The organism is Flavobacterium sp. MR2016-29, assembly GCF_015350695.1.
Taxonomy (GTDB): Bacteria; Bacteroidota; Bacteroidia; order Flavobacteriales; family Flavobacteriaceae; genus Flavobacterium.
Window position 1 is genome coordinate 148471 of sequence record NZ_JADKPU010000003.1, and the last position, 12589, is coordinate 161059.

Sequence of the window (12589 nt, forward strand, 5' to 3'; positions counted from 1 at the left end):
ATTATTATAAAAACATTAACTAGCAGACAATATTCAGCTCTTTTAAATGTTATTATATTTGAACTATCAAAAGATTTTTCAAACAAAAAACAAAGAGTAAAACATACAAAATGACAAAAATAATCACAATTCTAACAATTGCATTATTTTCAATTGGAGTTAACGCACAAGATGCAAAAGTTGTAAAAAAAGAAGCCGCAAAAAAAGAGTCTTGCTGTTCTAAAAAAGCAACCGAAGCTAAAAAAATGACCGCTGCGGATATCGAAAAGTGTAAAGCAAAATGTAAAGCAGCCGGGAAAACATGCAATATGGATGTTCCTAGAAAAGGTAAAGTAAGCTGTTGTGCAAAAGCATAATTAGATTTATTTCAACAAAAAAGACCTCAAATAATTTGAGGTCTTTTTTTATATTTAAAATTCTGAATCAGATAATTATTTCACACGAACACTCCATTCAAAATCCATTTCAGAAACTTGAACGCCCTTTTCATCCGTTCCTATAGATTTCATCCAGAAGGTCTGTCCCTCGCCTGTTTCAATTGTTTTCTTTATAGCATCAGCAATTAAATGCCCGTCATTACAAACAAAAGTTATCCTTCCTGTTGCTTTTTTGGTAAAGTTTCCTTTATTATTCGCTACTAGCATAGAAATTTTTCTGCCGCTTTCCTGAATTTGCGAAATCACCAATGCACCAGTTGTTAATTCAGCCGCCATGGCCTGAACGGCAAAATACATTGAGTTAAACGGATTCTGATTTATCCATCTGTGTTTTACACTTACTACACATCTATCTTTGTCGATTGCTTTTACGCGCACCCCGCAAATGTATGCAGATGGTAATTTGAATAATACAAATTTATTGAGTTTAGAAACTGAAACTGCCATGTGATTTAATTTTTTATGTAAAAATACAAAAAAACTATGCACGCACAATAAATTGATTTGTTTTTACAAAAGACTCAATAAAATCAGCTATTCAGAATGATTTTCAGCTAATTATAATAGCAATCAAAACTTTAACATTGTTAAAATTTTGTTAATATTTGGTACTATGTAAAACAAGATACTGTCTTTTGGATATATATTTGCATAAGAAATTACTATATACTTTTAATCATGGAAACATCAACACCACTCATCATGGAAACAACATCAGAAAAGAACACTGCAACGTTCACGCATTTGAGTACATTAACTCAATACATCATTCCTTTTGGAAATTATATTTTTCCAATATTAATCTGGACGAGCTACAAAGACAAATCAGAATTTGTAAATCACCACGGAAAACAGACATTGAATTTTCAATTGAGCTTATTGCTTTACACTTTAGTTTTGGCTTTAATCGCAATACCGATTTTCTTAACTGTTTTTTTACAGAACATTCCGATGGAAGCTGTTTTTAACGACGAAAATTTCGTTATCAGAAATTTTGATTTTCAAGGAAATATTGGATTAATAAGTATTGGCCTGACAGCGGTTTTACTTTTTGGATTGCTGAAATTTGTTGAATTCTTTTTAGTGATTTATGCTTCTATAAAAGCGTCAAACGGAGAATTATATAAATATCCGCTTACGATTCCTTTTATAAAGTAATCAGTTAAAATTAAAAGTTATATACGAACAAAACCTGACCATCATCAGTATAGTTTCGAATCAATCATCAATCATCATCATCAATCAAAAAACGAATTGTTCAATCTAAAAAAAACAAAATGAAATTATGAACATTGAAAACACAAAAGCACAGATGCGCAAAGGTGTTCTTGAGTTTTGCATCTTATCTGTATTGAAAGAAAAAGACGCGTACACCTCAGAAATATTAGACACTTTAAAAAACGCAAAATTATTAGTTGTTGAGGGCACCGTTTATCCGCTCTTAACCCGATTGAAAAACGACGGTTTACTGAATTATCGCTGGGAAGAATCGACTTCAGGACCACCACGAAAATATTATGGATTAACCGAAATAGGACAAACATTTTTAAACGAACTTAGCGGCACTTGGACAGAATTGTCTGACGCTGTAAAACTAATCACCAATCAAAATCAATAGTCATGAACAAAACAGTAAATATAAACTTAGGAGGCATGTTTTTTCACATCGATGAAGATGCATACTTAAAATTAACGCGCTATTTTGACGCCATAAAACGATCACTTAACAGTTCATCTGGACAAGATGAAATCATTAAAGATATCGAAATGCGCGTTTCTGAATTATTAACAGAAAAACAAAAAAGCGAAAAACATGTTGTTGGACTGAAAGACGTTGACGAAGTGATTGCAGTGATGGGACAACCAGAAGACTACATTATTGAAGACGAGGAAAAAACAAATCAGTCTTTTAATGATTACGGTGCAAGAAAACACAAAAAATTATACCGTGATAAAGAGAAAGGAATGATTGGTGGTGTTGCAACTGGTTTAGGACATTATTTTGGAATCGACGCTGTTTGGATAAAAATCGTATTCTTAGTATTTGTGTTCGCAGGTTTTGGAACTGGAATTTTAGCTTATTTCGTTCTTTGGATTGTTACTCCAGAAGCTGTCACAACTTCTGAAAAACTAGAAATGACAGGGGAACCAGTAACAATTTCGAATATTGAAAAAAAGGTTCGTGAAGAACTTGAGTCATTATCTGATAAATTTAAAAATGCAGATTATGATGCAATGGGAAACCAAGTAAAGTCGGGAGCTGAGAGAATAAGTAGTTCATTTGGAGACTTTATCATGACGGTTTTTAAAATCTTCGCTAAATTTTTAGGCGTAATTTTAATCATGAGCGGTATCTCTACTTTGATTTTATTATTAATTGGAGTGTTTACTTTAGGAACAAATATCTTTATTGATTTTCCTTGGCAGAATTTTATTGAAGCCGGAAACTTTACACAATATCCTATTTGGTCATTTGGTTTATTAATGTTCCTTGTAGTTGGAATTCCGTTCTTCTTTTTAACGCTTTTAGGTTTCAAATTATTATCTCCAAACTTAAAATCTATCGGGAATATTACAAAATATACTTTGTTGGCTATTTGGATTATAGCAGTTGCAATTGCGATCAGTATTGGAATCAAACAAGCAACTGAAATTTCATACGACAACAAAACGATCGAGAAAAAAGCAATAGGGATTACTGCAAAAGACACTTTGTATGTAAAATTTAGATACAATGATTATTATGCAAAAGACTTGGATCATCATAGAGAATTTGAATTTGTTCAGGATTCAGCAAATCATCAATTAATCTACTCAAACGACGTTCGTTTGCATGTATTGCATACTGATGAAAAGACTCCTTATTTGCAGATTGAGAAAACAGCAAGAGGAAATTCTTTTATAGCTGCAAAACAAAGAGCTGAAAAAATAGACTATAAATTTCAGATCAATGGAAATCATTTAGTACTTGATAATTATTTTTTAACAGATGTAAAAAATAAGTTTAGAGGTCAAGAAGTTGATGTATATTTGTACTTGCCAGAAGGCCAATTATTTAAACCAGATGCATCTGTACAAGATTACGATGACTCTGATAATGATTTTTTCAACCTGCACTTTAGCGGTGATTACAACTATAAAGTAGAAGGTTCTAAAATAAAATGCTTGAATTGTCCAGCAGATGAAGATGATCATGGAGATGTAGACTATGACAGCGATGATACTGAAGTTAACACAATTGACAATGATACTGTCAAAGAAGTTTCGATTAAAATCAACGGAAAAGAAGTTTTAAACGGAAAAAAAACTAAAGGAAAGCTAACCACTGATAAAAACGGAGTTATAATCAAAATCAACTAAAAACTAAAGCCATGATTAAAATAATTATTCATATTACGAAATTTATTATTGCAACTGTTATCGCATTATTGTTTGCCTCATGTAATTTTAACGTGAACTCAATTAAAGGCAGCGGCAATGTTACAACTGAAAAAAGAATTGTTGAAGGTGACTTTAAAAATGTATCCGTAAGCAATGCAATCGAGGTTGAAATCATCCAATCTGATTCGACTGAAATTATTGTTGAAGCGGATGATAATCTACAAAAAGAGATTATAACAAAAGTAGAAAACGGAACTTTGATCATTAAATGCAAATTCAGTTCTTTTAGAGATGTTACAAAGAAAAAGGTGACTGTAAAAATGCCTATTATTGATAAATTAGAAGCGTCAAGCGCAGCATCTTTACAAAGCAAAAATGTACTTCAAGGACAAGATATAGATCTAGAAACTTCAAGCGCAGCTACAATGGATGTAAATATAGAATCGGATAATATTACTGCTGATTCTGGAAGTGGAAGCTCAATTAATATTGAAGGAAAAGCATTAAAAATCAAAACTTCAGCCTCTAGTGGCGCAAGCATTAATGCACAAAAATTACTTGCAAATGATGTACATGCAGAAGCATCAAGCGGCGGAAGCGTAAATGTGCATCCTATTGTAAGTTTGAAAGCAGAAGCATCAAGCGGCGGAAACATCAATTATGATACAACTCCTAAAACAATTGAAAAAACTTCAAATTCAGGAGGAACCATCAGCCAAGAATAACAAACATATCTGTTAAATATAAAGAAAATCATTCATCAAAAGTGGATGATTTTTTTATATTTGTCAAAATCAAATCTAGAATTAATGAAAAATAGTATTGCCTTACTCCTATTATTAGTTACCACATTAACTTTTGCACAAAAAAGAGAAAAAGTAAAAGGAACTAAAATTGTAACAACTTCTATAAAAGAAGTCGGAAGTTTTGATGCCATCGAAGTCGATGATAATTTAGAAGTTTACTTAGAACTTGGAGAAAAAAATGAAATTAAAATTGAAGCAGATGACAATCTTCATGAGATAATCGGGATGGATTTAAGAGAAAAAACACTTCGCCTTTATACTTCAAAAGAAAGTACAATTTTCAAAAAATTGGCTGTACATGTTACTTATACAGGTTCACTAAACAAAGTAATTGCAAAAAATGACGCTGTTATTTATGCCATTCAGGAACTAAAGCTAGATGATATTACTTTTAACAGTGTTGATTACTCAAAATTATATCTGAATGTTAATTCAAAAAAATTCAGTTTAATTGCAGATGACAAATCAAAATCCGAAATCAACTTAAAAGCTGACGAAGCTGCTTTGCAATTGAGCAAAAATGCGACTATCAAATCATTAGTTTCTGCCATAAAATTCAAATGCGATTTGTATCAAAAATCCAATGCGACTTTAGAGGGAATTGCAGAGAAAGCAACTATTCGTTTAGATAATAATTCGGTTTTCACTGGAACAAAATTTACTTTGAAAGAGGCAAATGTTACTGCTGAAGGTGCTGCAACGGCTGTCATTTTAGGCGAAACTTCTATTTCAATCGCTGTTGGAGACAAAGCAGAGCTTTCATTGTTTGGTGATCCAAAAATTGAACTGACGCGTTTTAGCGAAGAAGCAAAATTGATCAAGAAACCAGGAGGAATGAAAACAAAAACGGCGACAACAACTTTATAAGAATATAGCACTTAAAGATGTACAAATAAAAAAGTCCTATTCAAATAAGAATAGGACTTTTTACTTTTATAACGTTCAAAGTTCAGCTCTTAACAAAACCTGAAACCTTAAAACAATTATTATTCTTTAGAAGCTAAATAACGTTCAGCATCAAGCGCCGCCATACATCCTGTCCCTGCAGCAGTAATAGCTTGACGATATACATGATCAGCAGCATCACCAGCTACAAAAACGCCATCAACATTTGTATTAGATCTTCCTGGAGTATTTATGATATAACCAGTTTCATCAAGAGTGATGTAATCTTTAAAAATATCTGTATTTGGTTTGTGGCCAATCGCAACAAAAAATCCAGTTGCTGGAATTTCGATAACTGTTCCTGTAGTTTTATTTAATGCTTTAATAGCGTGCACAACTTGATTATCACCTAAAACTTCAACAGTATCGTGATTCATTAAAATCTCAATATTTTCAGTTTTGCGAACGCGTTCTTCCATAATTTTAGAAGCTCTGAATTTTTCGCTTCTTACCAGCATCGTTACTTTTTTACAAAGTTTAGATAAGTAATGTGCCTCTTCACAAGCAGAATCTCCTGCACCAACAATTACAACTTCTTGATTGCGGTAGAAAAATCCGTCGCAAACAGCACAAGCAGAAACTCCTCCGCCCATTTGCAGATAATGCTGTTCTGAAGGCAAGCCTAAATATTTAGCCGAAGCACCTGTCGAAATGATAACAGTTTCGCAGTGTAATTCGATTGAATCGTTAATCCAAACTTTATGAATATCTCCTGAAAAATCAACTTTTGTAGCCCAGCCGTCACGAATATCAGCACCAAAACGTTTTGCTTGCTCCTGTAACTGAACCATCATTTCAGGTCCTGTAACGCCATCAACATAACCCGGAAAATTTTCTACTTCGTTAGTTGTAGTCAATTGACCACCAGGCTGCATTCCTTGATATAATACTGGATTCATGTTTGCTCTGGCTGCATAAATTGCTGCAGTATAACCTGCAGGACCAGAACCTATAATAAGGCATTTAATTTTTTCGATTGTATCTGACATAATATAGTTATATTAATAATTTGATGGTGCAAAAGTAAGTTTTTATTGTTGGAAAAAAGAACTCCGTTAATCAGTTTTTGCTATTCTAAAATAGAGAATAGCAAATAAGCCAAAAAAGAAAAACAGGTGTTTTTTGTCTAACTATTATTCTGTTGATCATTTAAAGATAAAGAATATCAAACAGTCTAAAATAAAAAAAGTCTTTTCAACTAAATGAAAAGACTTTTGTCGGGGTGGCAGGATTCGAACCTGCGGCCTCCTGCTCCCAAAGCAGGCGCGATAACCGGGCTACGCTACACCCCGAAAGCGGGTGCAAATATATAACTATTTTTTGCTTATCCAAAACAATTTAAGAAATAAGAAATATTTTTATTTCAGCCAAAAAATTAATGCCAAAAGAAAGGACAGGATTTAAAATTCGCATTAGCAGATTCAAATTCTAAAATGGCTCTTTTTTTTCATAAATTTAAGATTAAACACAACAAAAATTTGCTGGTATTTTTTGAAATAACAAAAATAAAAATCAATAAAACACGCACAAAACAACGGCTTCCCAAAGTTTAGCAAATGTTAACAAAATAGATTTTCAGAAACCATAAATAATTGTATTTTTACGGTTCAAAATTCAGAAAATAAATGGGCAAAATCATTGCGATTGCTAATCAAAAAGGAGGCGTTGGAAAAACTACTACATCGGTAAATCTTGCAGCCTCATTAGGTGTTTTAGAAAAGAAAGTATTATTGATTGATGCTGATCCTCAGGCAAATGCTACGTCTGGTCTTGGGATTGACGTAGAATCTGTTGAAATCGGTACTTACCAAATACTTGAACATAGTCACACCCCAAAAGAAACTATTGTTCAGTGTTCAGCTCCAAATGTTGATGTGATACCTGCTCACATTGACCTTGTTGCCATCGAAATCGAATTGGTTGATAAAGAAAACAGAGAATATATGCTTAAAAAAGCATTAGAAAGCGTAAAAGATGAATATGATTATATCATCATCGACTGTGCTCCTTCTCTTGGTTTATTAACCTTAAATGCTTTAACAGCGGCTGATTCTGTAGTTATTCCTATTCAATGCGAATATTTCGCTCTTGAAGGATTAGGAAAATTATTGAACACCATAAAAAGTATTCAAAAAATACACAACCCAGATCTTGACATTGAAGGATTATTACTTACAATGTACGATTCTAGATTACGTTTGTCAAATCAGGTTGTCGAAGAGGTTCAAAAACACTTTAACGATATGGTTTTTGATACCGTTATTCAGCGAAATGTAAAATTAAGCGAGGCTCCAAGTTTTGGCGAAAGCATCATTAATTATGACGCAACCAGCAAAGGAGCAGTTAATTACATTAACTTAGCTCAAGAAATTATAAAGAAAAACAGTAAATAGTTTTTATGACAAAAGCAATTAAAAAACAAGCCTTAGGAAGAGGATTATCGGCATTATTAAAAGATCCGGAAAACGACATTACATCAGTAGAAGACAAAAATGCTGACAAGGTTGTTGGAAATATCATTGAGCTTGAAATAAGTGCTATAGAAATAAATCCGTTTCAGCCTAGAAGCAATTTTAATGAAGAATCATTACGCGAGTTAGCTACTTCTATTAAAGAACTTGGTGTGATCCAGCCTATTACTGTTCGTAAATTAGATTTCAACAAATACCAGTTAATTTCTGGAGAGCGCCGTTTGCGCGCTTCTACTTTAGTTGGCTTAACTCATGTTCCTGCTTATATTCGTATTGCAAATGACAATGAGTCGTTGGTTATGGCTTTGGTTGAAAATATTCAGCGTCATGACTTAGACCCTATAGAAATTGCACTTTCGTACCAGCGTTTAATTGATGAAATTCAATTAACTCAAGAACAAATGAGTGAGCGCGTTGGAAAAAAGCGTTCTACAATTGCTAACTATTTACGTCTATTAAAACTAGATCCGATTATTCAAACTGGAATTCGTGACGGTTTTATCAGTATGGGCCACGGTAGAGCAATCATCAATATTGAAGATTTAGACATTCAAACCGATATCTATCAAAAAATCGTAAGTCAAAATTTATCTGTGCGTGAAACAGAGACCTTAGTTAAAAATTATCATGAAAGCTTAAAACCAAAAACAGAAGGAAAGCCAAAAGCTGATTCTTCATTTGTGGTTAAAGAAACGCAAAAGAACACTTTCAACGATTATTTTGGTGCGAAAGTTGATGTAAAAGTCGCAGGCAACGGAAAAGGAAAAATTACAATTCCTTTTAATTCTGAAGCCGACTTTAATAGAATTATAAAATTAATAAACGGATAGTGAATAAGATTGTCCCCATAAGTCTATTGTTCTTTCTCATAGGAACCGTTTCTCTTTTTGCTCAGGCAAAAACAGACGCGGTTTTGGTCGCTAAAGACACCACTAAGATGGAAGAAATAGACCCGCTTACACCAGCAAAAGCAGCATTCTATTCTGCAATTTTGCCAGGTCTGGGCCAAGCATACAATAAAAAATACTGGAAAATCCCGCTAGTTTACGGAGCAATCGGAACCAGTCTTTATTTTTACATCGATAATAACAAAAAATACCACGATTATCGAGACGCTTACAAACGCAGATTAGAAGGCTACAATGATGATAAATACGAGTTTCTAGATGATAGCCGACTTATTGCCGGTCAAAAATTTTATCAAAGAAACAGGGATTTATCAGCCTTATTCGTCGTAGGGTTTTACGCTTTAAACATCATAGACGCCAATGTTGATGCCGCTTTGATTCAATTTAACGTAAACGAAAGATTATCACTTCGTCCAGAAATTTATCCCAACGATGTAACGTTTAAACCAAATGTTGGACTAACTTTTAATTACACTTTTTAAATAGCTTTTCATGCTATTTAAAATTCAAAAAAAATACAAAATGAAAATTGCGCTTTTAGGATATGGAAAAATGGGGAAAGTGATTGAACGAATTGCTTTAGAAAGAGGTCATGAAATTGTCTTAAAAAAAGACGAATCTAACACTTATGAAGGACTTTCGACAGCTGATGTAGCAATTGATTTTAGCGTTCCTACTGCCGCCGTTGACAATATTTCTAACTGTTTTCACGCAAATGTTCCTGTAGTTTCCGGAACAACTGGATGGTTAGAGCATTTTGATGAAATGGTTGCACTTTGCAACGAAAAAAAGGGAGGATTCATTTCTAGTTCAAATTTTAGTTTAGGAGTTAATATTTTCTTTGAATTGAATGAATATTTAGCTAAGATAATGGCACAATTCGATTCATATAAAGTAACGATGGAAGAAATTCATCATACTCAAAAACTAGATGCTCCAAGCGGAACTGCAATTTCTTTGGCAAAAGGCGTTATCGAAAACAGCAACTATACAAATTGGACATTAGATCAAGCTGCAGCAAATGACCAGAGCGATAGCGAACAGACGAAGCAAATTTATATTGAAGCAAAAAGAATCGGCGACGTTCCAGGAACACACACTGTAACTTACGATTCTGCTGTAGACAGTATTGAATTAAAACACACTGCACACAATCGTGAAGGATTTGCTCTTGGAGCTGTTATTGCCGCTGAATGGCTTGTTGGAAAAACAGGTATTTACAGCATGAAAGATGTATTAAACTTAAAATAATCAGATTAAGGTTTAGGCTTATTTTAAAAATCAAATAACCTGAAACCTGAAACTTTAAACAACATATTATGACACTATATCTTTGGTTTGTTTTTTTCTTAGCCGTTCAGGTAATTCATTTTATCGGAACTTGGAAATTGTACCAAGCAGCAGGAAGAAAAAGCTGGGAAGCAGCGATTCCTGTATATAACTCAATAGTTTTAATGAAAATAATTGGCCGACCAACTTGGTGGACTTTATTGCTTTTTATTCCGATTATCAATCTAATAATGTTTCCGGTTGTTTGGGTAGAAACTTTAAGAACTTTTGGCAAAAAATCAACTTTAGATACTTTCCTTGGAATTTTTACTTTAGGATTTTATATCTATTATGTAAATTATACTCAGAAATTAGAATACAACGCAAACCGAAAACTGACTCCAGAAAATAAAACTGCAGACACCATAAGTTCGTTGCTTTTTGCGATTATCGTAGCAACTTTAGTACATACATACATAGTACAGCCTTATACAATTCCGACATCTTCGTTAGAAAAATCACTATTAATTGGTGACTTTTTATTCGTGAGCAAAGTAAATTACGGACCAAGAGTTCCTATGACTACTGTTGCATTACCAATGGTTCATGACTCTATACCATTAACAAAAAGAAAATCATACTTAAGCTGGCCACAATTGCCCTATTTTAGATTGCCAGCACTAGAAAAAATAAAACGTTGCGACATTGTTGTTTTTAACTGGCCAGCAGATACTGTTCATTATTTCTATGAGCCAAAAGGAAGACCAGGTGTTATAAAACCAATTGACAAAAGATCAAATTACGTAAAAAGATGTGTTGGTATTCCTGGAGACAGCTTATCAATTAAAGATGGTTATGTTTTTATCAATGGAAAAAAATTAGTTTTGCCAGAAAGAGCTAAACCTCAGTATTCTTATACTGTTGCTTTAGACGAAAAAACGCCAATTGATTTTGAAACAATTTTCAAAGAATTAGACATTACTGATCGTGCAGGTTTCAGAACTGAAATGGATGCTGCAGGAAACACAATCCAAAAAAGAGATACACTTTATTTAGGAGCATTAACTGAAGCTGGAGCTGAAAGATTTAAAAATACTCCTGGCGTTACTGCAGTAATCAGAAAAATTGATAAAGGAAACGACAATGCAATTTACCCTCATATCAATAAATGGAGCCAAGACAACATGGGTCCTATTTATATTCCTGAAGCAGGAAAAACGGTAGCTTTGACAAATGAATCTTTGCCTTTCTATAAAGAAATCATTACCAATTATGAAGGAAATACATTAGAGTTGCAAGGTTCTAAATTTTTAATCAATGGAAAACCAACAACTACTTACACCTTCAAACAAAATTACTATTGGATGATGGGAGACAACCGTCATAACTCTGAAGACAGCCGTTACTGGGGTTACGTTCCTGAAAACCACATTGTAGGAAAGCCCGTTTTTATTTGGATGAGCTGGGATACAAACGGAAAAGGCATTAACAAAGTTCGTTGGGATAGAGTTTTTACTACTGTTGATGGCGAAGGTCAACCTCAATCTTACTTTAAATACTTCTTAATTCTGCTTGCCGCTTATTTTGTTGGTGAGTATTTCTGGAAAAAAAGAAAAGAAAATAAAGCATAAATAAAATAAGTTATTTTTGTTTCAGGTTTCAAGTTTCAGGTTTTGTAAAAACTTGAAACTTGAAACCTGAAACTTTTAAACAAAAATAAAATCATGAACTCCCTATTACTTCCTACTTATTTTCCATCGATTAGTCACTTTGCAGTTATGGCGCAATCTGAAAATATAACTTTTGAAATGGAAGATAATTTTCAGAAACAGACCAATAGAAACCGTACTTACATCTATAGTCCGAATGGGATTCAATTATTAAATATTCCGGTTAAACATTCAAAAGCGACGCATCAGAAAACAAAAGACGTTTTGATTGAAAATGAATTTGATTGGCAAAAACAACACTTCAAATCCTTAGAAGCAGGCTATAGGAGCTCTCCTTTCTTTGAATTTTTTGAAGATGATATTCGACCTGTTTTCGAAAAAAAACACACTTTCTTAATGGATTTAAATATGGAAGTCTTAGACATTGTTACAAAATGCTTAAGAATGAAATTAGAATTCAGCAAAACAACAGAATACTTCGCAGATGCTCAAAAAATGACCGATTTTAGAAGTTTGGCAAATGGAAAAAAAGATCCTAATACATTCGAAAAATACACTCAGGTATTTGATGACAAACATGGATTTATAAACAATTTAAGCGTCTTAGACTTACTTTTTAATGAAGGTAAATTTGCAATGGATTATTTAAAAGCGCAGAAAATAGTATAAATTATTTTGGGAATTTAGATTTCCATTATTGGA

At 33.1% G+C, this 12589-nt stretch carries 14 protein-coding genes and 1 tRNA gene; 12 read left to right on the forward strand and 3 right to left on the reverse strand.

Going from position 1 to position 12589, the window contains the following annotated elements:
- Positions 1-110 precede the first annotated feature (110 nt).
- Positions 111-356 (forward strand): hypothetical protein, encoded by a 246-nt coding sequence (locus tag IR010_RS09435; protein WP_194603283.1) that lies wholly within the window; start codon positions 111-113, stop codon positions 354-356.
- Between the two features lie 75 nt (positions 357-431).
- On the opposite strand, the gene IR010_RS09440 is transcribed toward IR010_RS09435, so the two are convergent.
- Positions 432-884, reverse strand: a complete 453-nt coding sequence (locus tag IR010_RS09440) for a DUF4442 domain-containing protein (RefSeq protein WP_194568491.1) — start codon at positions 882-884, stop codon at positions 432-434.
- 255 nt (positions 885-1139) lie between these two features.
- On the opposite strand from IR010_RS09440, the gene IR010_RS09445 reads away from it, so the two are divergent.
- The 5 genes from IR010_RS09445 (at position 1140) to IR010_RS09465 (ending at position 5491) form a co-directional block, all read left to right on the forward strand.
- Entirely contained in the window at positions 1140-1595 is a 456-nt protein-coding gene (locus IR010_RS09445; protein ID WP_194568493.1) for a DUF4870 domain-containing protein, read from the forward strand.
- Positions 1596-1722: 127 nt separating this feature from the next.
- On the forward strand, positions 1723-2055 hold the full coding sequence (locus IR010_RS09450; protein ID WP_017498072.1) for a PadR family transcriptional regulator: 333 nt from the start codon (positions 1723-1725) through the stop codon (positions 2053-2055).
- A 2-nt stretch (positions 2056-2057) separates the two neighbouring features.
- Entirely contained in the window at positions 2058-3797 is a 1740-nt protein-coding gene (locus IR010_RS09455; protein ID WP_029272240.1) for a PspC domain-containing protein, read from the forward strand.
- Positions 3798-3808: 11 nt separating this feature from the next.
- Positions 3809-4543, forward strand: coding sequence for a head GIN domain-containing protein (locus IR010_RS09460; protein WP_194603286.1), 735 nt, complete (start codon positions 3809-3811; stop codon positions 4541-4543).
- Positions 4544-4627: 84 nt separating this feature from the next.
- The gene (locus IR010_RS09465) at positions 4628-5491 is read left to right on the forward strand and encodes a GIN domain-containing protein (protein ID WP_317174446.1); all 864 of its coding nucleotides are present in this window, start codon (positions 4628-4630) and stop codon (positions 5489-5491) included.
- Between the two features lie 119 nt (positions 5492-5610).
- Here IR010_RS09465 and trxB read toward each other — a convergent pair whose 3' ends face one another.
- Together trxB and IR010_RS09475 are read right to left on the reverse strand one after the other, a co-directional pair.
- Positions 5611-6558, reverse strand: coding sequence for a thioredoxin-disulfide reductase (gene trxB / locus IR010_RS09470; protein WP_029272237.1), 948 nt, complete (start codon positions 6556-6558; stop codon positions 5611-5613).
- 228 nt (positions 6559-6786) lie between these two features.
- A tRNA-Pro gene (locus IR010_RS09475) sits at positions 6787-6861 on the reverse strand.
- Between the two features lie 333 nt (positions 6862-7194).
- Here IR010_RS09475 and IR010_RS09480 point away from each other — a divergent pair.
- The 6 genes from IR010_RS09480 to IR010_RS09505 all read left to right on the forward strand — a co-directional run bounded on the left by IR010_RS09480 (position 7195) and on the right by IR010_RS09505 (position 12556).
- Entirely contained in the window at positions 7195-7962 is a 768-nt protein-coding gene (locus IR010_RS09480; RefSeq protein WP_029272236.1) for a ParA family protein, read from the forward strand.
- 5 nt (positions 7963-7967) lie between these two features.
- Positions 7968-8870 carry a ParB/RepB/Spo0J family partition protein gene (locus IR010_RS09485; RefSeq protein WP_029272235.1) on the forward strand — a complete coding sequence of 301 codons (903 nt, stop codon included), beginning with the start codon at positions 7968-7970 and terminating at the stop codon, positions 8868-8870.
- Positions 8870-9430, forward strand: a complete 561-nt coding sequence (locus IR010_RS09490; RefSeq protein WP_051662742.1) for a DUF5683 domain-containing protein — start codon at positions 8870-8872, stop codon at positions 9428-9430. Before IR010_RS09485 ends, IR010_RS09490 begins: the two co-directional genes overlap by 1 nt.
- Positions 9431-9470: 40 nt before the next feature.
- Entirely contained in the window at positions 9471-10199 is a 729-nt protein-coding gene (dapB, locus tag IR010_RS09495) for a 4-hydroxy-tetrahydrodipicolinate reductase (RefSeq protein ID WP_194603292.1), read from the forward strand.
- A gap of 68 nt (positions 10200-10267) precedes the next feature.
- Positions 10268-11848, forward strand: coding sequence for a signal peptidase I (lepB, locus tag IR010_RS09500; protein WP_029272232.1), 1581 nt, complete (start codon positions 10268-10270; stop codon positions 11846-11848).
- A 93-nt stretch (positions 11849-11941) separates the two neighbouring features.
- Positions 11942-12556, forward strand: a complete 615-nt coding sequence (locus IR010_RS09505) for a WbqC family protein (RefSeq protein ID WP_194603295.1) — start codon at positions 11942-11944, stop codon at positions 12554-12556.
- The last annotated feature ends 33 nt before the right edge of the window (positions 12557-12589 follow it).

What these genes read in the sequence shown, in the direction of transcription:
- IR010_RS09435 (WP_194603283.1), top strand. Translation starts at nt 111, where the DNA reads ATGACAAAAATAATCACAATTCTAACAATTGCATTATTTTCAATTGGA.
- IR010_RS09485 (WP_029272235.1), top strand. Translation starts at nt 7,968, where the DNA reads ATGACAAAAGCAATTAAAAAACAAGCCTTAGGAAGAGGATTATCGGCA.
- dapB (WP_194603292.1), top strand. Translation starts at nt 9,471, where the DNA reads ATGAAAATTGCGCTTTTAGGATATGGAAAAATGGGGAAAGTGATTGAA.
- IR010_RS09460 (WP_194603286.1), top strand. Translation starts at nt 3,809, where the DNA reads ATGATTAAAATAATTATTCATATTACGAAATTTATTATTGCAACTGTT.
- IR010_RS09505 (WP_194603295.1), top strand. Translation starts at nt 11,942, where the DNA reads ATGAACTCCCTATTACTTCCTACTTATTTTCCATCGATTAGTCACTTT.
- IR010_RS09465 (WP_317174446.1), top strand. Translation starts at nt 4,628, where the DNA reads ATGAAAAATAGTATTGCCTTACTCCTATTATTAGTTACCACATTAACT.
- IR010_RS09445 (WP_194568493.1), top strand. Translation starts at nt 1,140, where the DNA reads ATGGAAACAACATCAGAAAAGAACACTGCAACGTTCACGCATTTGAGT.
- IR010_RS09450 (WP_017498072.1), top strand. Translation starts at nt 1,723, where the DNA reads ATGAACATTGAAAACACAAAAGCACAGATGCGCAAAGGTGTTCTTGAG.
- trxB (WP_029272237.1), bottom strand. Translation starts at nt 6,558, where the DNA reads ATGTCAGATACAATCGAAAAAATTAAATGCCTTATTATAGGTTCTGGT.
- lepB (WP_029272232.1), top strand. Translation starts at nt 10,268, where the DNA reads ATGACACTATATCTTTGGTTTGTTTTTTTCTTAGCCGTTCAGGTAATT.
- IR010_RS09440 (WP_194568491.1), bottom strand. Translation starts at nt 884, where the DNA reads ATGGCAGTTTCAGTTTCTAAACTCAATAAATTTGTATTATTCAAATTA.
- IR010_RS09455 (WP_029272240.1), top strand. Translation starts at nt 2,058, where the DNA reads ATGAACAAAACAGTAAATATAAACTTAGGAGGCATGTTTTTTCACATC.
- IR010_RS09480 (WP_029272236.1), top strand. Translation starts at nt 7,195, where the DNA reads ATGGGCAAAATCATTGCGATTGCTAATCAAAAAGGAGGCGTTGGAAAA.